This window comes from Marinobacter salicampi, assembly GCF_011074795.1.
GTDB lineage: Bacteria > Pseudomonadota > Gammaproteobacteria > Pseudomonadales > Oleiphilaceae > Marinobacter > Marinobacter salicampi.
The window spans coordinates 25353-51785 of the sequence record NZ_JAAMPF010000009.1 but is presented as its reverse complement, the minus strand read 5'-3'; the positions used below and the strand labels follow the sequence as shown (position 1 = coordinate 51785).

The 26433-nt window shown below is 57.9% G+C and carries 20 protein-coding genes; 9 read left to right on the top strand and 11 right to left on the bottom strand.

Annotated elements, in window-relative coordinates; all coding sequences use genetic code 11:
- Positions 1-13 precede the first annotated feature (13 nt).
- Complete coding sequence (locus G7W63_RS03880; RefSeq protein ID WP_166253439.1) at positions 14-574, bottom strand: PEP-CTERM sorting domain-containing protein; 561 nt, start codon at positions 572-574, stop codon at positions 14-16.
- 196 nt (positions 575-770) lie between these two features.
- On the opposite strand from G7W63_RS03880, the gene G7W63_RS03875 reads away from it, so the two are divergent.
- Positions 771-1517 (top strand): NYN domain-containing protein, encoded by a 747-nt coding sequence (locus G7W63_RS03875; RefSeq protein ID WP_166253437.1) that lies wholly within the window; start codon positions 771-773, stop codon positions 1515-1517.
- A 115-nt stretch (positions 1518-1632) separates the two neighbouring features.
- The gene (locus tag G7W63_RS03870; protein WP_166253434.1) at positions 1633-2379 is read left to right on the top strand and encodes a class I SAM-dependent DNA methyltransferase; all 747 of its coding nucleotides are present in this window, start codon (positions 1633-1635) and stop codon (positions 2377-2379) included.
- 88 nt (positions 2380-2467) lie between these two features.
- Here the strand turns inward: G7W63_RS03870 and G7W63_RS03865 are convergent, their stop codons facing one another.
- From G7W63_RS03865 to G7W63_RS03855, 3 genes are all read right to left on the bottom strand, one after another.
- Positions 2468-3118, bottom strand: coding sequence for a TIGR02117 family protein (locus tag G7W63_RS03865; RefSeq protein WP_166253431.1), 651 nt, complete (start codon positions 3116-3118; stop codon positions 2468-2470).
- 163 nt (positions 3119-3281) lie between these two features.
- The gene (locus G7W63_RS03860) at positions 3282-5660 is read right to left on the bottom strand and encodes a DUF6351 family protein (RefSeq protein ID WP_166253428.1); all 2379 of its coding nucleotides are present in this window, start codon (positions 5658-5660) and stop codon (positions 3282-3284) included.
- Between the two features lie 389 nt (positions 5661-6049).
- On the bottom strand, positions 6050-6949 hold the full coding sequence (locus tag G7W63_RS03855; RefSeq protein ID WP_166253425.1) for an alpha/beta hydrolase: 900 nt from the start codon (positions 6947-6949) through the stop codon (positions 6050-6052).
- A gap of 297 nt (positions 6950-7246) precedes the next feature.
- Here G7W63_RS03855 and ggt point away from each other — a divergent pair, with 297 nt between their 5' ends.
- Positions 7247-9025: a gamma-glutamyltransferase gene (ggt, locus tag G7W63_RS03850; RefSeq protein ID WP_166253422.1), complete on the top strand. Its 1779-nt coding sequence runs from the start codon at positions 7247-7249 to the stop codon at positions 9023-9025.
- Between the two features lie 144 nt (positions 9026-9169).
- Here the strand turns inward: ggt and G7W63_RS03845 are convergent, their stop codons facing one another.
- Positions 9170-10882 (bottom strand): mechanosensitive ion channel family protein, encoded by a 1713-nt coding sequence (locus tag G7W63_RS03845; protein WP_166253419.1) that lies wholly within the window; start codon positions 10880-10882, stop codon positions 9170-9172.
- Between the two features lie 83 nt (positions 10883-10965).
- Entirely contained in the window at positions 10966-12744 is a 1779-nt protein-coding gene (radD, locus tag G7W63_RS03840; protein ID WP_166253416.1) for a DNA repair helicase RadD, read from the bottom strand.
- Between the two features lie 150 nt (positions 12745-12894).
- On the opposite strand from radD, the gene G7W63_RS03835 reads away from it, so the two are divergent.
- Positions 12895-13887, top strand: coding sequence for an MBL fold metallo-hydrolase (locus G7W63_RS03835; RefSeq protein ID WP_166253413.1), 993 nt, complete (start codon positions 12895-12897; stop codon positions 13885-13887).
- 66 nt (positions 13888-13953) lie between these two features.
- A complete protein-coding gene (locus G7W63_RS03830; RefSeq protein ID WP_166253410.1) occupies positions 13954-14520 on the top strand; it encodes an NUDIX hydrolase in 567 nt (188 codons plus the stop codon).
- Between the two features lie 121 nt (positions 14521-14641).
- Here G7W63_RS03830 and G7W63_RS03825 read toward each other — a convergent pair whose 3' ends face one another.
- Complete coding sequence (locus G7W63_RS03825; protein WP_166253407.1) at positions 14642-15097, bottom strand: metallophosphoesterase family protein; 456 nt, start codon at positions 15095-15097, stop codon at positions 14642-14644.
- A gap of 304 nt (positions 15098-15401) precedes the next feature.
- On the opposite strand from G7W63_RS03825, the gene G7W63_RS03820 reads away from it, so the two are divergent.
- On the top strand, positions 15402-16964 hold the full coding sequence (locus G7W63_RS03820; RefSeq protein ID WP_166253404.1) for a hydroxymethylglutaryl-CoA reductase: 1563 nt from the start codon (positions 15402-15404) through the stop codon (positions 16962-16964).
- An 81-nt stretch (positions 16965-17045) separates the two neighbouring features.
- On the opposite strand, the gene G7W63_RS03815 is transcribed toward G7W63_RS03820, so the two are convergent.
- From G7W63_RS03815 to betT, 4 genes are all read right to left on the bottom strand, one after another.
- Positions 17046-17414, bottom strand: a complete 369-nt coding sequence (locus tag G7W63_RS03815; protein WP_166253401.1) for a c-type cytochrome — start codon at positions 17412-17414, stop codon at positions 17046-17048.
- Positions 17415-17483: 69 nt separating this feature from the next.
- On the bottom strand, positions 17484-19202 hold the full coding sequence (gene betA, locus G7W63_RS03810; RefSeq protein WP_166253399.1) for a choline dehydrogenase: 1719 nt from the start codon (positions 19200-19202) through the stop codon (positions 17484-17486).
- A gap of 40 nt (positions 19203-19242) precedes the next feature.
- Positions 19243-20016 carry a TorF family putative porin gene (locus G7W63_RS03805; protein WP_166253396.1) on the bottom strand — a complete coding sequence of 258 codons (774 nt, stop codon included), beginning with the start codon at positions 20014-20016 and terminating at the stop codon, positions 19243-19245.
- A 49-nt stretch (positions 20017-20065) separates the two neighbouring features.
- Positions 20066-22102 (bottom strand): choline BCCT transporter BetT, encoded by a 2037-nt coding sequence (gene betT / locus G7W63_RS03800; RefSeq protein WP_166253393.1) that lies wholly within the window; start codon positions 22100-22102, stop codon positions 20066-20068.
- Positions 22103-22746: 644 nt separating this feature from the next.
- On the opposite strand from betT, the gene G7W63_RS03795 reads away from it, so the two are divergent.
- From G7W63_RS03795 to G7W63_RS03785, 3 genes are read left to right on the top strand one after another with little or no spacing between them, the layout of a single operon-like run.
- Positions 22747-25458, top strand: a complete 2712-nt coding sequence (locus G7W63_RS03795) for a cation-translocating P-type ATPase (protein ID WP_166253390.1) — start codon at positions 22747-22749, stop codon at positions 25456-25458.
- On the top strand, positions 25433-25822 hold the full coding sequence (locus G7W63_RS20105; RefSeq protein ID WP_278185413.1) for a nucleoside 2-deoxyribosyltransferase: 390 nt from the start codon (positions 25433-25435) through the stop codon (positions 25820-25822). The genes G7W63_RS03795 and G7W63_RS20105 overlap by 26 nt, the downstream gene beginning before the upstream one ends.
- A complete protein-coding gene (locus G7W63_RS03785; protein ID WP_166253387.1) occupies positions 25815-26339 on the top strand; it encodes an MOSC domain-containing protein in 525 nt (174 codons plus the stop codon). The genes G7W63_RS20105 and G7W63_RS03785 overlap by 8 nt, the downstream gene beginning before the upstream one ends.
- The last annotated feature ends 94 nt before the right edge of the window (positions 26340-26433 follow it).

Here is a 26433-nt window from a genome sequence, read left to right as displayed (position 1 = left end):
CTCGCGCTCTTCCCTAACCTCTGCAGTCAGCCCGCTTACGACGCACGCCCACCAAAAGCGCCATGCCCGCACCCAACAGCCCGATTGTTGACGGCTCAGTGACGGCAACGGCCCGCTCAAACGTAAAGTCGTCCATCCCGAAATTGCTCCCCTGCGATGAAACTCCGGACTGAACACTCGGTCCGAAGGAGCTGAAGACCAGGCTATCAACTCCGGTAAACCCGAAATCAAACCACTGGGCAATGACCGTATTCACGCCAACCGTTCTTTCATGGGCGAGCTGTCCATTGGCATAGCCTTTCACATTTACAAGAAGGTCGTCATGGAATGCGCCGGCCAGATAGGCGCCCTGGAAGTCAAAGAGTGCAGTGCTTGTGATGGTTGCGTCGTCGCCACTCTGATTGAATACGGACCAACTGCCTGAAGTAACCGAGGCACAGTAACCGTCCTGGCAGGTGCTTTTTGGCATCAGCCCCCAGTTATCCCAGGTGAGATTGCCGTACCCAGCCGGAACGGAGCCCGGATTAAGCGCCTCGAAATCGAGTTCAGTGGCCTGAGCAACTGCTGACCCCATGGCTAAAAGCAAACCTGCACATATCGTCCGAAAATTCACATCCCACTCCTAGGTTTTTATTAGAGTTACGAACTTTAACAAAAAGCGCCATACGGCACTTGGGTGCAGGTCACAGAAAGACGAGGGGCGTTGGATGTAAGACAAGCCATGGTAAAGTATTGATTTCATAATGTTGGAAAAGGACAACCCAGGGATAATGAACAGCAACTATAAAATTGCGCTTCTGATCGACTGCGACAACGTCAGCCATCACTCGATTGAAGGGGTATTGCAGGAGCTGGCCAAGTATGGCGCCGTCAATGTTCGCCATGCCCATGGAGACTGGAATGGCCCACAGCTGGGTGGCTGGATTGGAAAACTGCATGCCAACGCCATTCGGCCCGTTCAGCAGTTTGCCTATACGTCCGGTAAAAACGCCACCGACGCATCGATGATCATCGATGCCATGGACCTGCTCTACAGCGGGAATGTGGATGCCTTTGCCCTGATGACCAGCGACTCGGACTTTACCCCGCTCGTCATGCGCATTCTTGAGGCTGGCCTCCCCGTCTTCGGCTTTGGTGAGCGAAAAACACCCATGCCGTTTGTCAGCGCCTGTTCCCAGTTCATCTACACAGAGAACCTCAGGGAAGAAACCGAGCAACAGGATGAAGCCGCCGTTGGTGATAGCCCGAAGCCAGCCGCTGAAACCAAATGGAGTCGAAACCAATTACGAGGCGACACGGTTCTGGTTCGAACGCTGCGAACTGCCGTGGAACAGACAGCTGACGACGACGGTTGGGCTCATCTCGGCCGGGTTGGTAAATACATCTCCAACAACAGCTCCTTCTCGCCGGTGAACTACGGGTACAAAAAGCTGAGTGATCTCATCCGGGCCAGTGAATTATTTGAGACCAGCGTTCGGGATAAAAGCGGCTTATACGTCAAGAGCCCTGAAAAATAGATCTACCCCGCTAATTGCTTTATTGAGGACAGCTCAGAAATGCCGCGAAGATAACCGGCCCGGCTGTCCTTTGCTATACTGCCTGCCGCCCGTATATCCCCGCCAGTGAGCCGTCATGCCATCGTCCACCAAGCTCTACAACGACCTCTCCGGTTATTACGATCTGATGTGTGCCGACATCGACTACCCGGAACAAAGCAGCAGCGTGCGCAGGCTTGACCAGCTGTTCGGAAACGGCGGTCGCAGGCACCTGGACCTGGCCTGTGGCACCGGCCCCCACATCCGGCATTTCCTCGACTTCGGTTACCAATGCCAGGGCCTGGACATCAACCAGCCTATGCTAGATAAAGCGAAAGCACGCTGCCCTGAAGCCGGATTCACCCTGGGAGACATTGGCAGCTTTGCCTTTGACCAGTCGTTCGATCTCATCACCTGCTTTCTATATTCCATTCACTACAACCGTGACATCCACCATTTGAATTCCTGCATCGCCAGCGTCTACGAGGCCCTGCAGGCCGGTGGTGTTTTCTGCTTCAATGCGGTGGACAAGAACAAGATCAACAACAACCTGTTTGTAACCCATTCCGCAGAGCACCGGGACGGTGTCTTCAAGTTCAGTTCAGGCTGGCAATACCGGGGCTACGGCGAGCAACAGTCACTCAAGCTGCGCATCCAGAAATCCACGCAGGATCTAAGCAAGGCCTGGGAGGACGAGCATCCCATGGTGGCGGTCGGATTCGAAGAACTTATTCAGCTGCTGGAACCCTGGTTCGAGGTTCACGTATTCGAGCATGACTACGGCAAAATTGAACCCTGGGACGGTCAGTCCGGCAATGCCCTGTTTGTCTGCGTGAAGGCCTAGGGGCAAAACAGATCAGCGCAAACCCGACCTGCTCCGGGCTCCCGGCATTGCCTGTTGGCTCGGGGGGAGCAGCTCCCGTCTGATGGTGTTACCGGGTGCAGTCGCGTCGATTCTCCTCAACAAACTCCATGACGCTATCGGCGGTAAGCTTGAAGGTTGGCGATATAGCCATTCCCGCGCTCTTTAGCGCCTTCGCCGCCCATTTATTGCTGGTATTGAGCAGGTGGTAACGGCCTTCGCCTTCATAGAACTGGCTCTCACCGTAAATGCCGCGTTTGAGTCCAACCAGATCACCTTTGGCATCGCGGGTAAAACTGCTAGCCAGGTAGCGCGCCAGGGATTCGGCTTCTTCCGCGTTGATGCGGGTGTGGACAAGGTCATTGCTACCGAAGTATTCAGCCGGCGAACCGGGCACAGCCACAACGTGCACTACGGCTCCCCGTGACCAGACAATGGCCCGCAGCGTCACGCCGGTCGTAATCTCCGGGGCCTGGTAAAACCCCTTATCACCCCACCCGAGTTCGTAGTACTCAGCCCCATCAAAGCGTTCTTTTAGTGCCGGAACCACAGGGTTGAGTTGGTCAGCGGCTATGGCAACGCCCACATGCCAGCCATGGCTGACAACGTACAATCTGACTGTACGTTCACCATCAGCTTCGGTATCCGGTTCAACGACATGGGGTTTGGCAGTGCATCCGTAAAGCACGAACAACACGAAAAGAAGACCGACTGCTTTCATTTCTGCTGCCCAACCATTGCGAACAAACCTGTCTGGATGTGCGCGGCTTTTCTGACAAGCCGGGCGCATCCTAGAGGGTCGCAGATGCGTTTCACGTACATTAACCATGGGCTGCGCAGTCTGAGGGCACCCCGAGGGGTGCCCACGGCGCTTCACCGATATATCAGCCCTCGGGTCGGCCCTGATCGGGTTGAGCGTAATCGCAGACGCCGTTGGGGAAGGTCTCGTTCAGACGATCAACCTCCTCCGTATTAAACGATACGCTTCCATAGGTACCGTCTGACAGCGCCGCATTCACCGGCTTCAGGCTGCACTTGAAGGTGCTGCCTTCAATGGATCCACCAGCCTCCATGCGCGATGTGGTATAGGTCTGGAACCGGCTGGTGCAGGCGCCAGCCGCCTCATTGTCGAGAATGCCGTTCCACACCTCCTCGCCCGCGTCGATTAAGGTGCCGTCGGTGTTGAAGCAGGCATCCTGAGCTTCAATCGGGCGGTTGGCGGCGATGCTCAAGCCCGGATTCTGCTGAATATTGGTGATCCAGTCATGCAGCACTTCCAGTGCCATCCACGTCGGATTGGATTCCTCCCGGGGCTCCGGTTCGTCCGGGTCGGAGTAGTCCGTCGGGCGGGTGTCCGTGAACCAGATGACCTGGTTGCCGGCATCGCCCATGCGGTTGATGATGCGCTGGCGGGCCGAGAAGGACTGGTGACTGTTGTGCATGTCCAGCACCTCCTCCAGGTAATGGCGCCAGTCGATAACCGGCATGTTCAGCTGGCCGTCGAACACCAGGCCGGAGGTATAGGCCGCGCGGATGGCTTCGATATCGCCCTCGGTGCGGGGGGCAGGCGTCGCGCCACCGTCCGGGCTCAGATTCATGTTGCGCGAACTCCAAGGATCGAAGGCGGTCGGGTCAGCGAGTACGTCGGAGAATGAGCCCAGGAACGGAAAGCCTTCCTGGACCATCTCCGAGGGCTGCTTCCAGCCGCCAACCCGAGCGTTGAGTTCAATAAACTCCTCGCTGGTAATCTTGCCTTCCACCAGGGCGTCCAGCCCGTACTGCACACCGACGTTGTCAAACAGGGTACGGGGTTCGCCGTTTTCATCGACCCCGTAGATGTTTCTGGCGTCCGAATAATGGGTCCAGTGTACGTCGTCCATGACGCCCTCAGGCTGCATCAGCTCCTGGTTGTCGGCCTGGCCAAAGTGCGGGTTCATCACCAGCGGGGTAAGGCCGCGCCATGCTGGAATGCACTCGGTCATGCCAGGGGCGGTGCTGTAGCCCAGCAACTGCTTGGCCGCGGCAAACGGATCGGGATACCGATCGTTGGAGTTCAGGCCCACCAGCCAGCTGCGATTGGCGGTGGTCTGCCATTTGGGATTGTCCCGATCGGTGGCGTCCATGTAGTACTCCAGCAGCTCGCAGTCACCGATATGAATGGTCTGGGTAACCATGTCCGGATAGGAGTACTGGGGCACGCCGCCGTCCAGCAGGTCCGGATGGTTCTGGGAATAGACGTACTGCTGGATGCCGCCACCGGAACCGCCGATCGCCACGGTATAGTCCGGCACGCCAAAGCGTTTGACGAAGTGCTCTTTCACCATCAGTGCAGTCTCACCACCCACCTGAAGGTTGTAATGGGTGCTGGTTCGGGTACCAGTGGAATAAATTACGGCATAGCCTTGCTGCAGGGTCTCCAGCTGCAGCGCCCGGCTGTTGCTGATGTCGCCCTGGCTATGACCGATGGCCACTCCTCCCTGGAAGTGGAACAGCAGCCGCCTATTCCAGTTCGAAGTGGACGCCTGCCAGGGCTCGTCGCCAGCTTCGGCAAGGGTGGCAAAGCTATAGATGAAGCGGTTGATGGTGCCCCGCTCCTGGCGAACGATAAAGTCCACGGTGCGGCCGTCGGTCAGCTCCGTGGTTGCCATGTCATCCGGATGGCTGCCATCAACCGGCAGGCTCGCCCAGCTTCCACTGGTGGTGCGGTACACGAAGGTGACATAGGGTTCTATAGAGCAGTCCCGGCTCAGACCAACCTGGTTGCCTTGCTCGTCCAGTACCGGAAAACCGGTGTCGCCAACCGTATCGACCAGAGGCTGCTTGCCCAGCTCCGTGGTGACGGTGCAGACAAACGGGTACTGCTGGGGCCCGGAGAAAATGGGCCCCGTCACAGGGTGAGCCGTGAGGGTGACAGAGGCCAACGGGCCCTGCCGGCGGTGGTGGAGTTCAAGCCTGTTCTCACCCTGCTGCAAGCCGGACACCAGCACCTCGTGGCCATCACGACCGGCGCGAATCTCGGGTTCAACGGGCTGGCCGTTCAGCCAGAATGTCAGTTGCCGCAGGCGGGATTTCAGCGCCGGCCCTGACTTGATGGGGCGGTCCTTGAACAGTACCTGCACCAGCGCATCATCACCGGACACCTGGTCCGGGGCGCTTGAAAGTACTTTGAGATCGTAATGGGGATTGGCCGCATGGCCTGTGGCTGCCAGCCCGACCACGGCCAGCAGGATAATCAGGAATTGACACAGCAGTTTCGAAAGCATGGCGAGGTTCCTTCTCTTTTGCTTTTTTTATTGGGTGCATTTATCAGCATGGTCAAAAGTAGAAAAAATACAAAGGAACGGAAGCAAGATAGCAACCGGACCCTGCCCCGGCGCCATTGGAAGCGCATGTTTAATGCACTGGATTTTCGACGAAAACCTTTCCAGGGGGCGTTGGTTTTTTTGAGGTGGTGGAGAAGATCCTGAGCTGGTAGCCCCCCAGGTTCAGGATAAAAAGAATCGCCGGATAGTCCAGGTGCTCCACCAAACGGCTTTTCCAGTTTTCCGGAACACCCGGCACCGTCAGCGCCTGCTCCAGCAGTCAGTTGGGCTCGGCCCAAAAGGGGCCGGCAAGATGCTCACGGCGGGTAGCGGACCTGGCTGGGAGTGAATTAATGGAAAACGGGAAGCTTCCGCCCCAGAAACTCAAGCTGATCCTTTATGGACTGGGCGAGAGCTTCACCCCGATACACATCAAAATGCCCGACCGAATAGTGCTTCACTTCCGAGTTCGGCATTTTTTCGGCCGCTTTAACCGCGGCATTCGCCGGGGCGACCGTATCGCGGTCGCAAATCTGCACCAGTGCGGGACAGGTGACTTTGCTGGCGAGCCGGGTGGGCCGAAAAAGAGGAATCGTATAACTTACCCCCGCGGCAATGTAGTTCGACGCATTATCAGCCAACAAGGAAACATACCCTTCACGGCAATCCTCAGCCGTCATCATGCCTAACTCCCCGGGACGGCCTGCAGATGTTATATACCGAGGAGACATCCCCAGTCCACGGCGAATCCAATCTACTGTTCCATGCCAGGTCAGCCGCATCGCCTGCGTGATGCCGGCATAACCGATTACGCCCAGCAGAGACGCCAGACCATCCATCATCGGGCATTGGGAAATGGTGCACTGCACCTTTCCATCCTGTGCCGCGGCAGCAATCACGAGCCCGCCGGAAAACGATGTTCCCCACAGGCAAATGCGGCTTCCGTCGATACCATCCAGCTTCCGTGCACAGTTCAGGGCCGCCAGCCAGTCAGCCACCTCCTTGCGGGGGCTCAGCGCCTGGCGGGGCTGGCCATCGCTTTCGCCGAAATGGCGATAGTCAAAGGCAAAGACCGCATAACCCGCCTTGCAGAAGGCTTCCTTGAATGGCGCAAGACCGCTGGCATGAGTCAGCCCAAAACCATGCGCCATCACGATACACGGCAAGTTCCTGCTGTCGGCATCCGGCGTGAAAAGCACACCGCGACAAGTTATGCCGTGGCTCTCGAATTCCAGTGGCGTTTCGATCATTGATCAGCGCTCATGCGTGAAGGTTGAGAAGCATTTTGCTGTGGCTTTCTACCCGCACGCAAGTGCTGCTGATCGGCAGACAGGCAGGGCAAAAGAACGTCGAGTTATTTTACATTATTTAACATTCTTCATATCACGGCTATGCCAGCAATTACCGAAGCCATCTGAACCTTAATGCTTTGTGTTTTCGTGGCTCAGCAATTGCGTCAGATGCACCGTATCGGGCTAACCGATTCTCGAACAGCACCATTCACCCAATAGTGCGGCCAGGCAGAGTTCGGCCACAGGAGAATAACAATGAAAAAACGATTGTTGACTGCTGCATTCTGTCTATCGCTGGCTGTACCCGCGGCATGGGCAACCGATCTGCCACAGGCGCAAACCACCGAGCGCGAAATGGTCGTCACGGCAAACCCGCTGGCGACGGCAGCCGGCGCGAAAATTCTCAAAACCGGGGGCACCGCGGCAGATGCCATGATTGCGGTGCAGACCATGCTCAGCCTGGTGGAGCCCCAGTCCAGCGGCCTTGGGGGTGGAGCATTCATCGTTTATTACGATGCTGCGACCGGCACCACAACCACCATCGATGCCCGTGAAACCGCACCAGCGGCCGTGGATGGAGCACTTTTTTTGAATGAGGACGGCAATTCAATCGGCTTTTTCAATGCCTGGCAGAGTGGTCTGTCCGTAGGCGTGCCGGGCGTGCCGCGAATGATGGAGTACATGCACACGCAATATGGCCGGCTCCCGTGGCAGCGCCTGTTCGTACCGGCGATCACCCAGGCCCAGAAAGGTTTTTCTCTGACCCAGCGTACCAGTGATCAGGTTGCCGGCCTCCTGGCCCGCAACAGTTCCTGTGAGGATCGGCTATTTTTCCGTGACCCAACCGCCTTCAACTACTTTGTTGACAGTGAGACATGCGCGGCCAAGCCTGCCGGTACACTCATCAAAAACAGGGATTATGCCGAAACGCTGAAGCTGCTGGCTCGTGATGGAGCTGATACCTTCTACACTGGCTCTATCGCGCAGGACGTCGTTAGCGCCGTCCAGAACGATCCTAACATTCCCGGCTCGATGAGCCTGGCCGACCTGGCCGATTATCAGGTAATTGAAAGGCCACCGGTGTGCATCCTTTACCGTGACAATAATGTCTGCGGCATGGGGCCTCCATCTTCCGGTGGGCTGGCCGTCGGTCAGATCATGGGTGTGCTGGAGAATTTCGATCTGGCAGGCAAGAATCCTCTGGACGAGGAAGTGGTGCATCTTTTTACCCAGGCTATGCGCATCGCATTCGCCGATCGGAACAAGTATGTTGGCGACAGCGATTTCATCACCGTTCCGGTTGAGGGCATGCTGGACAAGCAATACCTTGAAACCCGCGCTTCGCTGATTGGAGAGAATGACCTTGGCGTGGTTGATCCGGGTACGCCCCCCGGTGTGTTTGACCCCTCTGCTCCGGGCATCGATGAGCCAGGCGCGGGTACCAGCCACGTCTCCATTGTCGATCGGTTTGGCAATGCGCTATCCATGACCACGACCATCGAGAGCTCGTTCGGCAATGGCGTCATGGTGGCTGGCCGCGGATTTCTGCTCAACAACCAGCTGACCGATTTCAGCTTCCAGCCCACTTCCAGTTCCGGCGAACTGATTGCCAACCGGGTACAGCCCGGAAAGCGGCCCCGCAGTTCAATGGCTCCGACCATTGTCCTTGATCTGGATGGCCAGGTTTCGCTGGTCACCGGCTCGCCGGGCGGCTTCCGGATCATTGGCTACACCGCCAAGACCATCATGAACGTGTTTGATTTTGGACTTGACCCACAGGAAGCCATCAATGTGCCCCATTACCAGAATACCAACAGTGGCAGTTCAACCTCAGCAACCGTTCTGGAGGCACCTATCCCGGGCGTGACGCTGGTCTATGACGTCGCGGCACTTGAGTCCGATCTGGAAGACGGCAGGGGGCATGCGGTTGGTGTAACGACCCTGACCAGCGGGTTGTCGCTGATACAGGTCACCCCGAGCGGTCTTGTTGGCGGAGCCGACATGCGCCGTGACGGTGCAATTGGAGGGCGCTAGGCCGCAATACGTAAGTCTTTCTCTGAACGAAAAGGGCCGGCCAGGTTATGGGCCGGTCCTTTTTCGCAATGCTATTGTGGTCGGCAAGTCAGGATTCGAACCTGCGCTCCTTCCCCTCCAGCCTGAACCGATCAAAATAGCGCATCACGTTGAGTCTTCTGTGCTGGGGCCGTCTGCCACGACCGTCGGGCTGGCAGTTGGCCCTTCCCCGCGAGCGATGTCCTGGTGGCTGGCGACCACCACCTCTCTCGGCCACCACTCGGGATGGTTGTCGCGGATGAATCCCAGCAACTTCTCACGGACATTCATTTCTGCCTCCCAGCCGGCAAAGGGCTCGGAAGTCATGAGGTAGAATGAGACCTTCTGGACCGCCTCAGTCTGTGCAGTGACAAAGCACGAGAGCTTGTGGTGCTCGATGACGTTTTTTTCTGCCTCGGCGAACTCCTTGAATTTCTCCCTCAGGCATTCGATGTCGGCATTCAGATGAAGCGCCAACTCAATCATCCTGTACATTTTGGCACTCTTGACCGACAGATTCTCGAAGGGCTTCGAAGTGAAGTACTGGACCGGTACAACCAAACGGCGTTCATCCCAGGTTCTCAAACGAATGAACGTATAAAAGATGCCTTCCACATAGCACCATTTATCCTCGAAGACGATCAGGTCACCAATCCGTATGGGCTTGGCGAGCGACACTTGAAATGAAGAGAGAATGTTACCCAGCACCGCCTGACCGGCAATGCCCAGCAGAACCGTCAGGATACTGGCCGAGGCCAGAAGGGTGATGCCCAGCGCCTCGAAAAGTGCGATCTGCGACAGTATGTAGATGGTGACCGCGACAACCGCCACCAGGATGATGCCTCGACGCAACGCATAGAGCGATGTCAATAACTTGCGTTCATCCCGGGGTTTGGTGTCATCGATTTCTCCCACCAGACGTCGCTTTATTTTCAGCAGGATGACGTCCACGAAACGCAGCGCGATGACTCCGATGCCCCAGGCCAGGATGGTGATCAGCAGTATGCGTAAAGCCGTCGTCGCCACGGCCGAGAAGGACACCACGTAATTGAGAAGGGCCTGGGCCACGAGCGTCATGACAACTAACGCCATGGGCAGCTTGATCTCGCCGGCGAAGATGCTGGGTGAGCCGGAGGGTAGCCATCGGGCCGCCAGGCCAACCAAGCGATGAACGAGCCACCCCACCGAGCCTACGCCCAGCAGGAAAACTGGAATAGCGATCCACTCCCAGATCTGGAGCGCGCCAAACGTTGACTTGAAACGCTGCGGCACATGCTCTTCCAGCCAGGAGGGGCCGTATTCTTCATAAAGCAGAGGGACAGAGGACAGATTGTCCGGCGTGATCAACCAGACGGGGTTCTCTTCGCCCACCCGGTATCGGGCCAGGCGAATATCATAGGACTGCCCTTCGGCACGGAGTGAGGCGAGCTGGAGACTGCGTCGTGGTTGCCCAGCCCGGGGATTTTTCCCCGAGGGATCTACAATGGCGGCATCCTGCCGGCCGGACAAGTCAGAGGTATCGATCCACTCGCCACGCCTGAGAACGGCGGCAAGTTGCCTGGCTAACTCACTCCCCTTCTCGCGCTGTTCTGCAGCGCTGAGCTCGGAAAGGTTGAGAAGGTGCACCGCCGCGTCGAAGTCCTGCTGTTTGGTAAGCTGGAGAAAGCTCCGGACCGACTCGCGGGGCGTCTGCCGCTTGACCGCCTCGGGGGGCTCATCGAGCCCGACATTCACCGAATCGATGGTAAACCATCGCAACTCTTTGTCTTCCGTCTGCGCCACGCACAGGCTGGAAAACATGAGAGCAACGACCAGCAACCCTATCGCATGTTTTTTCATTCGCGTCTTACCGGTATTGAGCTGAATCCATTGTCCATATCACTATAGAAGAAAGACAACGCCGAGGAAAAACCGGGACGGAGCTATTTACACGCCTTACGATAGCCACCCTGATAATCAAAAATCCGCTCCTGCACCTGCCAATAGTGCTTCTGCTTTCGCGCGATCACAAAATCCGGCGCCGGCAACTGGGCCTGCATCTCCAGCACCTCCTTCGCTCGGCTGAACGCTTTCGGTGCCTGGCCATTCGCCAAACGACGTCCGAACAGTTTGTTAAAGACGTGGCGCTGCGCCGGCTTGCTGAAATCAAACGACTCGCTGAGCTCTTCCCCATCTTCACCGTGATAGGAGATCTTCAGTTTGCTGCCATCAATAATGCCTAACGTGATCCCGGCGCAGCGGATCACCATGGCATCCTTGAGTTTCAGGGCGTCCCGTAGCTGATCATCGGGGTCGATAATCGCTTGGTGGCAATGCCCGCAGATGCGGGCCGCAATGTCATTCTCGCCCCCGCAGTGGGGACACGCCTTGAAACGGAAACGGTAATCGCACTGTTGCGGGCGCCCATTCTGCCTGGCGGGTTCAGTCCCTTGCGCAGGCTCCAGCAGACCCTGGCAACGGCGCCCGTAGTGCTCGATCACACTGCCCTCGCTGTCTGTCTTGCCCCAGAAGATGTTGGCAAAGCCACAGCCCGGGCAGAACACCTGCACCGGCTCAGTGTCGGGGTTGGGTTTCGGCTCGCCCACCTCCGGGTGATGCAGATTCACCTGATTGCCAGCGTAGTCAATCACCAGGCAGTCGGTTTTACCTTGATCCAGACGAAGACCACGGCCAACAATCTGCTGATACAGGCTGACCGACTGGGTAGGGCGGAGAATGGCAATAAAGTCCACATGGGGCGCATCAAAGCCTGTGGTGAGCACGGACACATTGACCAGATATTTCAATTGCCGCTGCTTGAAGCGCTGGATCAGCAAATCCCGGTCCTTCAGATCGGTCGCGCCGGTCACCAGGGCAGTTTCTTGCTCCGGCAGATAACCGGTGATCTCCCTCGCATGGTCCACCGTGACCGCAAAGATCATCACCCCCTTGCGCTCAGCGGCCAATTCCATCACCTGCTCAATGATGGCGCGGGTCACCCGCTTGTGTTTGCCCAGCAGCTGGTTGACATCCTTCTCGGCGTATTCGCCAAAGCGGTCCTGGGAAAGCGCAGAAAAATCGTATTGCGCCACCGCCGCATTCACCAGCTCAGGCCGGGTGAGATAGCCCCGATTGATCATGTAGCTCAACGGCAGTTCATAGATGCAGTGCACAAAGGGTTTGTCCTGCTCTTCACCAGAACCGCGAACAAAACCCCGGTAGTGATAGCGGTAGATCCAGCCCATGGCCAGACGATAGGGTGTGGCGGTCAGCCCGAGCACCTTGAGGGCATCGTTCTGTTGCCGCAGCAGCTCGATGATCCGCTGATACTGGCTGGTTTCCTCACCGCTGACCCGATGGCACTCATCGATAATGACGAGCGAGTATTCATCTTTGAACTGATCGAGATTCGCCGCTACCGACTGCACGCTGGCAAAGGTCACCTGATGCTGTTTTTCCCTGCGTTTCAGCCCGGCGGAGAAGATGCCGCCTTCCAGCCCGTAGCTCTGGTATTTGGCATGATTCTGCTCCACCAGCTCCTTGACGTGGGTCAGCACCAGAATTTTGCGCCGGGCCAGACGGGCCAGCTCGGCAATAACCAGGCTCTTGCCGGCACCGGTCGGCAGCACGATAACGGCAGAGTCATCGGACTGGCGGAAATGCCTCAAGGTGGCATCCACCGCCTCCTGCTGGTAAGGCCTCAGCTTGAAAGGAACATTCATCTAGAGTGGAGCATTCATCTTGAGTGAAGCATTCATTTTGCAGTGCCTGATCGCTATCCGGATGAAAAGGCAGCCATACTAGCAAATACCAGTGTCGTTACCTGAGAGCCCAAAAACTTTTTTTCCGGTTTTTGCCAGTGAGCCCGAGACATGACCATCGACCGTGAACGCCTCGCCGCCCTCGCCGCCGAACCCCATTGCCACGGCGGCAGGTACCGAAACCTGGAGCCTGTTCCGCGCCGTGGACTTGGAGATTTTCTGCGCTGGCAACTCGCCCCCGGCCGCCGTTTCCCGAAGGGTAAACGCTACACGCTACTGCGTCCCGACGTCCACTTGCTGATTGACCCGCCGGCAGCGCCGCAACTGACCTGGCTTGGGCATGCGTCATTCCTGTTCCAGTATCGGGGCCTGAACGTACTGACTGACCCGGTGTTATCGGACCGGGCCAGCCCCTTCCGTCTGGTCGGGCCGAGGCGGTTTACGCCACCCGCCCTGACGGTGGCGGACATGCCGCCGATCCACCTGGTACTGGTATCCCACAATCACTACGACCACCTCGACGAAGCAACGGTGCGTCAGCTGCACCGACGATTCGGTGATAACCTGCGCTTCTGTATCCCCATCGGCCTGCGACGCTGGTTCGAGAAGTGCGGCATACAGAATCTGGTGGAACTGGACTGGTGGCAGTCAACGCCACTGGACAGCAAAAACGAAGCCTTCTGCCTGCCAGCCCAGCACTTTAGTGGACGAACCGCCACCGACACCAACACCTCGCTCTGGTGTAGCTGGCTGCTGGACATGGACGGCTTCAGGTTCTATTTCGGCGGTGATACCGGTTATGGACGGATATTTCAGGTCATTGGCGAACTGTTTGCGCCCATTGACCTGGCGCTGCTACCCATCGGCGCCTATGACCCCCGCTGGTTCATGGCCCCGGTACATGTGGCGCCGGAAGAGGCGGTCAGGATTCACCAGGACATTGGCGCCAGCCAGTCCATAGCCATGCACTGGGGTACCTTCGCACTGACCGACGAACCCATGGACGAGCCACCAAGGCGGCTGCGGATGGCACTGGAGAGACAAGGGATCAGCGAGTTGGAATTTCGGGTAATGCAGCATGGGGAGGTGTGGTCGCCGGAGTGATCAGGCAATCCCCCGAGACTGGGAATATGCTTAACTATAGCCCCCACCACCAGAGGAACGATTTCTGTGCGCGCTAAATCCTGGCTCAGCCGAATGCGCCCTCATAAAATACCGTTCCGGCGAAGATTCGCCCGGGCCTCCGTCGCGTTGATTCTCCGACGGTCGGAATCCGGCGGCAAGGAATTGCTGTTTATCCAGCGGGCCCATCGGGAGGGCGACCCCTGGTCCGGCGATATGGCCTTCCCCGGTGGGCGGCTGCAACCTGAAGACGCCTCCGCCCGGGCCGCCGCCGAGCGAGAAACACAGGAAGAAACCGGCATTGATCTGCACCACCACGGCCGCTATCAGGGCCGGTTATCAGACCTGATCACCCGCCACCACAGCCGCTGGCGCCCCATGGTGGTCACCCCCTATGTGTTCGAGTGGGTGGGGCCAAAGACCGTCTCGCTCAACCATGAAGTCGAGCGGGTGGTCTGGGTTCCCCTGGACTATCTCGCCGCCCGAGAGAACCAGAGCCAGCTTCCCTGGCGCACACGCCTCGGCACCCTGAACATGCCCTGTTGCTGCTACCGGGGGGTCTGCATATGGGGATTGAGCTACAGCATGCTGCAGGAGCTGCTGGGGATGACCTGAAAAACCGATGGCTGCGACTGACCAAAAAGTGTTCGAAGTCTTCAATTTCCCGGCGTCGTTACAGCCCGCGAGCTAATGTTTTCGACAACGCCTGGGTACAGCAGAAGCCGGGCCGAACTGATCAGACCGGCAACTCGATGATTTCACCCGCCACACGATCTGCACACACCTCAAGCCGACCTACCGTGATCGGTAGAGTAAAACGCCGGGGCCCGGCGCCACCGGGGTTGAAGTAAAGCACGTCGCCAACCCATTCGTTACGGGGCTTGTGGGAGTGGCCGGCGATCACCACGCGGTAACGGCCCTGGGGATCGAAGTCGAGGGTTTTGACGTCGTGGAGCATGTAGAAAGCATGGCCGAGAAATTCCAGACGCTGGACATCGGGCAGGTTCACTGCGCGGCCTGTTTTATCAATATTGCCACGAATCGCAACCACCGGCGCGATCGCCTCCAACGCGTCCAGAACCTCGTCCCGCCCAACGTCACCGGCGTGCAGGATCAGGTCCGAGCCTTCCAATGCCTCCAGGGCTTCGGGGCGCATTTTGCTGTGGGTATCTGCAATGACGCCAATTTGCATGCCTACGCCCCCTCTAGCCCTTCAATTAACTCTTCTGTGTCAGGTTAACTTACAGCGTTTCCTTTTTCTCGGCTGAAAGTAATTATAAAAATACAGGTCTTCTGGTGGCTTGGCCTCTTTGGCGCTCGATTTGGTAAAACTCTTTCCTGCTAACAACAGAAAATAGATCTGTCCCGGTTTCACTGCTGTCATTGCTTCTGCTCCCTGTCTCTGAGCATTCCCGCCTCAGACTCCTTGATGTAGGATTAGACGACCAGCGCGGGAATAGATCCTGACTGCCGCCCCAGCGAAGGAGGACAGGGAAATGTCACTCAGCTCCGAAGTAAACCTAGCGAATCTTTATAATCGTTCGAGCCTCAGGAATTCCGATAGCGGGGTTCGCTTTTCCCTCAAAAATCGTCTGGCCCCAGCAAAGTTGACACGCATCAAGCGGCTCGAGCTCAACGGCGAGGCGCTTGGTCTTGAGCGGATACATATCACTCCTGACTCGGGAGATGTCCTGGACGCGGAAAAAGTCGGAGCCGATGGCCCGATGAACTTTCCGCTCGGCACCCTGCTGATCTTTGATCTCGCTACGGAGCCGCTTGAGGAAGGCCGCCACCAACTGACTTTGGCATTTGAAACCGAGGAGTTTGGACTTCTTGAATTCAGTGTCGAAGACGAACTCGGTGGCCGTGGAAGGTCTCCCGACGCCATCCCACGGGACGATGAAGACGACTACGACAGCTCAATCGTCGAGGCTCGCCAGGCATTCGTGCGCGACCGGACCGGCGTTACGCTTGAGCATATTTCTGCCTGCTCATTTGATACCCATGCTGCCCGGGGCAATATTGAGAACTTCATTGGGGTGGCTCAGGTGCCAATGGGTCTTGCCGGTCCGTTACGGATAGAGGGAGAGAACGCCAATGGCGAATTCTATGTGCCCCTTGCCACTTCGGAAGGAACGCTGGTGGCGTCCTATAACCGTGGCATGAGAGTTATCAATGAAAGCGGCGGAGTGAAATGCGCGGTGGTTGGCGACAACATGCAGCGAGCACCGGTTTTCATTTTCGAGGATGCAGCCAGCGCCAGGCGGTTCGCCGACTGGCTGGCCGGGAAAACCGACGAAATCAGGGAAGTCTGTGGTGAGTCTGACCCATTCGTAAAACTGAAATACGTCGATTACTACCTGACCAACAAGTTCGCATTTACGCGTTTTAATTTTACCACCGGCGACGCTGCTGGCATGAACATGGTCGGCAAAGCCACCTTTGCGGCCTGCAACTGGATCATGAGCAACTACCAGCAGGACAGGATTGTAGAGTTCTTCCTGGAAGGAAATTTCGCCACTGACAAGAAAGCATCAATGATCAATACGATGCGTACCCGTGGAAAGCGCGTGACAGCGGAAGTGACCGTCAGGCGCGACGTATTGCGTAACGTAATGGATGCCGACACCGAGTCCCTTTACCGACACTCCAAAGCAGCCAATATCGGCACCCTGATTTCCGGCGCCAACAACAACGGCTGTCATGCGGCCAACGCGATCACAGCAATATTCATCGCGACCGGACAGGACGTAGCCAATGTGGCGGAATCCTCAACCGGCCTGCTTTACACCGAGCTCACGGCTGAGAAAGACCTCTACATTTCGATCACACTGCCCTCGCTGATCGTTGGTACCTGTGGCGGTGGAACAGGTTTGCCCACTCAGCAGGAAGGTCTGAAAATCATGGGCTGCGCGGGCGTTGGCAAGGTGAGAAAATTCGCAGAAATCATTGCCGGCACCGTGCTTGCCGGCGAAATTTCGCTGGGGGCTGCGATTTCATCCCTGGACTGGGTATCGAGCCATGATCAGTATGGCCGCAACGACCCTGGCCGCCAATGATGGTCTGATTGACCCAGTTACGCGCTCAAGCCCAACCCGCACTCACGCCCTGGCATTGTCTGAGGCTCTGTGCGGGTTGCTTTACTCTTCCATCTCCAAAATCCACTTCACGAGCTTTTCTGCCTCGCTACGGCTGACGTCAGTGATATCACCCATATTCGGCATTTCTGCGCGGCCCCAGTGATCCTCGCCGCCGGTCAGCACAACCTGAACCAGCCGATCGGATTCGTCCATCGAGTATCGTTGCGCGATACTCAGGAAGGATGGCGCTACCGACGTCGGTTCGCTTTTCTTTATGGCATGGCAAGCCGTGCACTTCTTTTCCTCAGCCAGTTGCATGCTGGTCATGTCCTGGGCGTCGGCAAATGCTGATCCAATTCCCAGACAAAAGATGCTCGCCCATATGGCGGCTGTGATTGCAGATTTCATAGCCAATCCCTCTGTGATCATCCTGATTGATTCCTGGGAGGCGACCGCACAAAGCCTTCGGGTGAAATAAATCCGTCCCCTTTTCAGTTGTCAGCCACCCAAGCCTGCTTTCCTTTCCGGCGAACCCTCTCTCTGCTGATCCTCCCATCTGTCAGCAGAATAAAAATCCGCGTCGGAGGGTGCCAGGAGTTCGCGTCCCAGTATGTGATCGGCAGCTTTCTCGGCAATCATGATGGTGGGTGCGTTAATATTGCCATTGGTGACTGTGGGCATGATGGACGAGTCCACGACACGCAGATTGTTCACGCCGCGCACGCGGCATTCCGTGTCCACCACAGCCATGTCGTCCTCCCCCATACGACAGGTGCCACAGGGGTGATAGGCGGTTTCGGCGGTTTCGGCTACCCAGTCGTCGATTTCATCATCGCTCTGCACATCTCTCCCGGGGGAGACTTCTTCGCCGCGGTACGGGTCGAATGCGGGTTGGGCGAAGAGTTCCCGGGTGAGTCGAAGCCCGTCACGGTAGGCCTGTTTGTCCGCTTCCTCGGCAAGGTAATTGAAGAACATCCGGGGCGGGTCGGCCGGGTCCGCCGAGCGCAGCCAGACACGGCCCCGGCTCGTGGGTTTGTTTGCCCCCAGGTGTGCCTGAAAGCCATGGCCCTTTACCGCGCTTGAGCCGTCGTAGGCAATGGCGCCCGCCAGGAAGTGATACTGGAGGTCGGGCCATTTGAGTCCGGGGCGGCTGCGGATATAGCCATTGGATTCAAACTGGTTGCTCGCTCCGAGCCCGGTTTTGGTAAGCAGCCACCGGGCACCGATCCAGCCCTGGGCGATCGGGTTGAGCCAGCCGTTGAGGGTGATCTTTTGAGTGCAACGGCGCTGGACCCAGACTTCAAGGTGATCCTGCAGGTTCTCGCCCACCCCGGGCAGGTCATGTACGACGTCAATACCATGCTCTCGCAGCTGCGCCGCCGGTCCAATACCGGAGAGCATGAGTAACTTTGGCGAGTTGAAGGCGCTGGCCGAGAGGATGACTTCCCTCCGGGCACGTACCCGGAACGTCTTGTCCCGCTGCTTATACTCCACGCCAACAGCACTCTGGCCATCCATGATCACGCGCTGGGTCAGCGCATGCATTTCCAGGTGGAGGTTGGCGCGATTTAAAGCAGGCTTGAGATAGGCGTTGGCAGTGGATGCGCGCACGCCGTTGCGTACGGTCATGTCCATGCGGCAGAAACCTTCCTGGCGGTACCCGTTGTAGTCGTCCGTCCTGCCGTAACCCGCCTGTTCTCCGGCCTCGATAAATGCCCGGTAAAGTGGGTTTTGCATATTGTTGCCGTTGCAGATTCCCACTGGACCATTAGCGCCCCGGTAGGCATCGGCACCGTAGACACAGCCCTCGGCCCGCTTGAAGTAGGGCAGGACATCGGCGTAGCTCCAGCCTTTCGCGCCGAGCTCCACCCATTCCTCGAAATCGCCGGCGCAGCCCCGGACGTACGCCATGCCATTAATGGAGGAGGAGCCGCCGATCACCTTGCCTCGGGCCTGATGGAGTGTGCGGTTGTTCAGTCCTGGCTCCTCTTCAGTGTGCATACCCCAGTCGAAACGCGGCTTGTTCAGGGGAATGGAAAAGGCGAGGGGCATCTGGATGAAGACGGAATTGTCCTTGCCACCGAATTCCAGCACCAGCACTTCGTGGGCGCCGTCCGCGCTCAGGCGGTCCGCCAATACGGAACCCGCAGAGCCGGCCCCGACAATGATGTAATCGAATTCCCGATCGAATTCCCGATCAAAGTCCTGTTCAGTCATGATCTGCTCCTGCAATTGCCGGTCTGTCCATCAGGTGGGCTCAGAAACTGCGGGTAATGTCGATGACGAAACGCCCCTCGGCCAGATCCGTGTCGCCGATCAGGGCAGCGTCGACGTCATCAGTATCATGCCAGCGAAGGCCCAGACTGAACTCGCCAACCGTTCGGGTTACGCCAATATCGTAGTAGAGGTAGTCCAGCCCATCACCGCCGCTGTGGAAGGTCTGTTTCCCTATTCGGGCCGACGCACCCACCTCCCAGGGTAGGGCATGGCTCAGCGTCAGATCGTAGGCGAGTCCTTCCACCTCGTCCAGAAAGTCCTCGCCGAAATAGTTGGGGGCGTACCAGACGCTGGGACTGATGCTCAGATCTCCCCTAGTCCAGGTGCCGACAGCGTAAAGTTCGCTGTAATCGAAGTCGGATTCAGAGCCCGGATAGGTATAGAGCCAGTAGCCCACGTCGTAGTTGAGCCCGGTGTCTCCGATGCTGCCGGCAAACCCGATGTAGGGGTCCAGCTCCATGCTGTTGCCCGGGCCACCGAAGTTGGTGTTGGTGGCCCAGACCCCAACGTAGGCACCGCTACCGTGTGACCAGTTAATGTCCCCCTGGATCTGGGGCTCCTCGTTGGAGTTCGATATGCCCCGGAACATGTAGTCACTGGCAATGGTGACACTGGCTCCGAATGTGCCGAAGCTGGTCCCTTCGTCCGTCTGCGCCTGCACGGGCGAACCAAGGGCCATGGCGACAAGCCCCATCAGGGAACCGAATCCGGTGCCTGAGAAAACATTGCTGTGGTGTGCGTTTTCGATGCCCATGGGATTTTCCTGGTGATTACCGCCGGAGACCTCCCCTCCAGCGGTTGGTTTATTCCCTGCTGTGGGGTCCTGGCATGGAGACATCGCCGGGGGCTTCCCGGCGGCGCTCCAGATAGAACAGATGACGCTCATATTGGTCCAGGATGTCCTCAACGATCTGGTGCTGGGTGTAGTCCATGAGGTCATAGCCCTGACCGCCTTCCTCAAGATGCACTTCGAGCTGGTAATAGGTGTTGTGTTTGGCATGGGGCCGAATGGCAAAGGCAGGCATGGCCGCGGCCCGGGGCCAGACCTGATAGGTGAACCGTCCTTCCTCACCCAGGTCCACGTTAAGTTCAAGATGCCAGGGTTCGTCGTCCATGCCGGTAATCCCGGTTTTCAGGCCCCGTTCGCGCAGCTCGTGCTCGATCTGCACCATGGCCGGTTTTACAGTCCCCTCGAGAAAACGCATGGCCTGTTTATGATCCGGAAAACTCATGGCCCGGGTCAGGCGCTGACGCCAAGTGGGCGCATTGCCATCCGGACCGACAGGGGCACCCGAGGGGGCCAGACGTGGCCTGCGCTGCTTGAGTGATTCCGTCTTCAGGGCCCTGTACAGCCCCCACATCATCAGGAAAAGCACAACCGAGAACGGCAATCCCATGATCACCACCGTGCTCTGTAGCGCGGTCAGCCCGCCCGCCATCAGCAGGGCCAGGGTGAGCAGGCCTATAACCGTGGCCCAGAGAATGCGCATCCAGACCGGAGCGTCATGGTTCACATCCGTGAGAATGGAGGTGAAGTTCGACAGCACCAGCGCACCTGAATCCCCGGACGTGACGAAGAATACAAGCGCCAGGATGGAGACGACGATGGTGGTGATGCTCGCCAGAGGCAGGCTTTCCATGAACAGGTAGATGGACGACGCCGGGTTGCTCATGGCCTGTTCGCCGAAGGACTCGGCGCCATCCATGACCATATCGATGGCACTGTTACCCATGATGGACATCCACACCATCATGAAGGTCATGGGCAGAATAAGGGTGCCTATTGTGAACTGGCGGATGGTGCGCCCGCGGGAAATACGGGCCAGGAAGAGCCCCACGAAGGGCCCCCAGGCAATCCACCAGGCCCAGAAGAAGATGGTCCAGCCGTTGAGCCACTCCGTGGGCTGGTCATAGGCGTAGGTGTTGAACGACAGGTCGATGAAGCCGGTGATGTAATCGCCGACGTTCATCACCAGCGCATTGAGCAGGAAGAGTGTGGGTCCCGCAATCAGCACGAAGATGACCAGACAGGCGGCAAGCAGCATATTGAACTCGGATAGCCGGCGGATGCCTTTCTCCACGCCGCTCACCGCCGACAGGGTGGCGAAGACCACAATCATCAGTACCAGCACGGCCTGGACCCAGGTGCTTTCGGGCAGATCGAACAGGGTAGACAACCCATAGTTCAGCTGGATGACGCCTATGCCCAGGCTCGTGGCAATACCAAAGACCGTGCCCAGCACCGCGGCGATGTCCACCACATGGCCAATGGGGCCATGGATGCCCCGGCCGAAAATGGGATACAGGGCGGAGCGAATGGTCAGCGGCAGCTGGTGCCGATAGCTGAAGTAGGCCAGGGACATCCCCACGAGGGTATAGATGCCCCAGCCGGAGACGCCCCAGTGCAGGAAGGTCAGTTCCATGGCGTGGCGGGCCGCCTCAACGGTGCCGCCTTCCCCCTGGGGTGGCGCCAGGAACTGTGTCACCGGTTCGGCAATGCAGAAGAACAGCAGATCGATGCCAATGCCGGCGGCAAAGAGCATGGAGGCCCAGGAGACGATATTGAATTCGGGTCTGGAATGGTCCGGGCCCAGCCGGATATCACCGAAGCGAGAGCTGGCGATAATGATCACGAATGCCAGATAGGCCACTACCGTGAGAAAGTAGTACCAGCCGAAGGTATTGGATACCCAGCCCAACACCGTGTTGATAACGCCTTCCGCCATGTCCGTGAAGAACATGGTCCAGAGGGCAAAAAGCACAATGCCAATGACTGAGCCGTAGAATACAATGGGATTGAGTCGGTCGCGGGTTCCTTCCGCCGGCGCCTGCTCTTCCATGGTGGAGCCCCCTTGTTGTCGCTGCCCGCCAGTGCTCGGGAAACGACCCCGTTTATGGCGGCGACGGCCTGTCGGGTTCGGAACCTCGACATCTGCCGTGAAGACAGACAGTGTTCAGACGGGTTGGTCATCAAGCGCCCGCCACCTGTTCTCGATGCTCGGACCGAACTGCCTGCCTTCAGTAAAAGGCATATCCCCCCCCCGTCCTGCTCATCGGTCCAGCCGGAGGGGAGATCGTCAACACAGGAGAGCTGGTCATAAATGATAGCCCCGTCACGGATTCTTGGCCCGACCACCTCGTAGCCGCGCTCGGTCAGTACTTCAAGAAGGCTGTGCAAACCCTCCGGTGTAATGGCAGAAGCATCGCCAAGATTTTCCATTCCAGGCCCTCCCAACCGTTACGGCGAAAAAGCCACCGAGTCATTCCCTGCCATTCCTTTTTTAATCTTTGGCAAGATGGGGAAGTCTGTCAATGTTGAATAAGGTGCATCATAATTTTTCAGGCTGCCGATAAGGCGCCCCAGCTTAAAGCAAGTCTTTTATTTTTCAGTGCTTAATCGTTTCAGGATGAAAAGCCGGCCATACTGGCAAATGCTGTTGCCGTTACCTGTAAGCTGAACCATAAATCTGTCACGGTTTTCCCTATGAACAGTGCAGCGCCAGAGCCACCCACCACACCGGATTCCGCTGACAGCGGACTGTCCCGCCAGGAAGCCAGTGCACGCCTGGAGAAATTTGGTTACAACCGGCTGCCCGCCCCTCCCATGCCGGGTGTGGTAAAGCTTTTTGCGCGGCAATTCCTCAGCCCTTTCATTTACATCCTGCTGATCGCTTCGGCAGTTTCATTTGTGCTCGGCCAGACCCCAAGCGGGGTTTTCATCCTGATCGTCCTGCTGATCAATGCAATTATCGGCACAGTCCAGGAGTTTTCGGCCCAGCAGGCGGCCGCCGCGTTGAAGCAAATGATAAAAGGTACGGCGCATGTGCTTCGGGACGGCCAGATTGTAACCGTTGAAGTTGAAGAGATCGTTCCAGGCGATGTTGTCTTGCTCTCCTCAGGCGACAAGGTACCGGCTGATATCCAATTGCTCAGCGCCAGTAGCCTGGCGGTGGATGAGTCCATGCTGACAGGGGAATCCCTGGCGGTCGCCAAGAATGCCGGTGCGGCTAGCGACGACAGCACGCCGCTCACAGAGCGCGTTGACCAGTGTTTTGCGGGCAGCATTGTCACCCATGGACGCGGACGTGGCCGGGTGATCGCTACCGCCTCGGATACCCAGCTTGGCAAGATTGCCAAGGGAGTCACCGGCAAAACATCTGCCGAACCGCCTCTGATGATCCGGATCCGCAAGTTCACCTACTCTGTTGCCTTCGGCATTCTGGTGGCCATTGCCGCGCTGGCCGGCCTGATGATCCTGGATGGCGGCTATTCCATGGAAGACATGGTTCTGATGACCATCGGCCTGGCGGTTTCAGTGATTCCCGAGGGTCTGCCTGCGGCACTGACCGTGGCCCTCGCCATCGGTATGAGCCGGATGGCAAAGCGCAATGTGATCATCCGCAAGCTTGTGGCTGTGGAAGCCCTGGGGTCCTGCACTCTCATCTGCTCCGACAAGACCGGCACCCTGACCGTCAACGAGCTCACCATTCGCAAGCTGATGCTGCCTGATGGACGCCAGTTCGAGGTCACTGGCGAGGGCGTGGCCCCGGGCGGGGAAGTCACAGGCCCTGCCGGAGCCCAGGTGGAAACGACGGGGCCGCATGCCCTCAGGGAGCTCTGTGTCGCAGGCGTCCTCGCCAATGAAAGCCATCTGGACTACAGCGGCGGCGAGTGGGTTTCCCAGGGTGATATCGTGGACATTGCCTTCCTGGTCATGGCCAAGAAGCTGGGTATGTCCATCACTGACCTGCGAACCCGGCAGGAACAGTTGGCCCTGATCCCCTATGAGTCAGAGAAGGCCTACAGCGCTGTGGTCAACCGCATTGGCGATCAAGCCGTCATCTATGCCAAAGGCAGCCCTGAAAAAATGCTGGCCATGTGCAACCGCATGGCAACCAGTGACGACTCTGTAGAAATCGACAAACCAGCCCTCGAAAGCCAGTTCACCGAGCTCGCTTCCCGGGGCTATCGGATTATCGCCCTGGCGAAGAAAACCTCGTCAGCCGGCGACCATGAAATGGTCGATATGATCTTTCTCGGCATGGTCGCCATGATCGACCCGCTCCGCCATGAGGCCTTTGACGCCATCGAAAAATGCCGCACCGGCGGCATTGAAGTGGCCATGGTCACGGGCGACCACCCTGCAACTGCAAAATCGATCGCCCTGGAACTGGGCCTGTGTGAAGCGGACGCCACGGTTGTGACGGGCCCAATGCTTGACGAAGCCACTGCCCGGGGCCAGGAGGTGGTGGACCAGCTCATTCGTCCGGCCCGGGTATTCGCCCGCATAGAACCCGCCAGGAAAGCCCAGATTGTGGACAGCTTCATGCGGGACGGACATTTTGTCGCGGTCACCGGTGATGGCGTCAACGATGCTCCGGCCATGCGGCAGGCCCATGCGGGCATAGCCATGGGCAAGCGCGGTACCGATGTGGCCAAGGAAACCGCGGACCTGATCGTTACCGACGACAATTTTTCCTCCATTGTCGCGGGCATTGAGCAGGGGCGGGTGGTTTACAACAATATCCGCAAGGTTATCGGGCTGCTGGTTGCCACCGGTTTCTCGGCGATCCTGCTTTTTTTCTTCTGTGTACTGGCCGGTCTGCCCATGCCCATGATCGCGGTACAGTTACTCTGGCTTAACCTTGTTGCCAACGGCTTCCAGGACGTGGCCCTGGCATTCGAACCGAAAGAAGGCGGCGAACTGTCCGTAAAGCCGCGTTCGCCTCAGGAGCCCGTGTTCGATAAACCACTTATTGAGCATGTCCTGGTGGTGGGATCATGGATGGGTCTCGTTGCATTCCTCAACTTCCAATGGACACTCGATCAGGGTCAGAGTATTGAGGAAGCCCGTAATCTGACACTGATGCTGATGGTGCTCTTCGGCAACATCCACGCGCTGAACAGCCGCTCGGAGTTCCGCTCCCTTTTCAGTATCTCCCTGCTTGGTAATCCGTTCCTGATGCTGGCTGTTCCCCTCGCGCAACTGGCCCACATTGGCGCCATGTACACACCGGGGCTTTCCGATGTCCTGCAGATTCAGCCAATTTCAGTGGACGAATGGTTGCAGTTGCTCGCATTCGCTATGAGCCTTCTCGTTGTGGAGGAGCTGCATAAGATCCTGATCAGGAAGCGGCGAGCCCGTGCCGGCTCAGTGGGGTACGCGCAGGATGCCTCACCTCCTATCCAGAAATAGCAGGCTTAGTTCAACGGCCTACCCGCTTTGCGCAGGGCTTCCGGCCAGACCCGATGATTCTCGGGATGATTGTGCCCGCCTCGACCCGGGCACCGTATACGAAAAAGGCTACATGATCGGACAGGGCAAGCCCGCCTTCGGATTCAGCCTGGATAGTCGTCTCTACCAGGAACGGGCGGGCTCAACCGGTCTGGACGAACTGGGCCACACCATTGAGGACTTTGAGATGAGTGACAACCTGATGATCGAAGGGGGAATCAGCGATTCCGGTGGTCAGTTATTCGTGGCGGAGCCGTCAAGGGAACACCGGTTCTTCTCGGCGGAACTGTTCCGCCGCTGTGTGCGGGCGCTGGCCAATGCCTGAACAGACTTCCCTTCAGATCCTGTTCGACACCCTACCCCAAACCGGCCGGGTTGAATGGATCGGCATCCGCCCCGCTCGTGATGAGGCCATGAAAACGCTCCAAAGCGTATCAGTCACACCCGGCAAAGGCCTGCAAGGCGATCGATTCAATGGCCGCGAGACCAGCAAGCGTCAAGTGACCCTGATCCAGAAAGAGCACCTGCTCGTCATCGCCTCCTGCCTGCAACGGGAGAGCATCGAACCCGAGGTTTTCCGGCGCAACATTGTGGTATCTGGCCTGAACCTGCTCGCCCTGAAAGGCAAGCGATTCCGCATCGGACATGTGGTGCTGGAATACACAGGCCTCTGCCACCCCTGCAGTAAAATGGAAACATCGCTGGGCCCCGGCGGTTACAACGCCATGCGCGGGCATGAGGGTATTACAACGCGAGTGCTTGAAGCGGGTGACATTGCTCTTGGGGACGAGGTTCAGGCTGCTGATGAATTGGCGAATTCGCCTGGTCACTTTTGGTCCTGATGGTGAGATGCCATAGTCACGATTGTGGGCGAGATGGTCGACCGAAGCGAGCTGTCATCAAAAGATATGCTGTAATGGCCCGCTCCGGTATGGA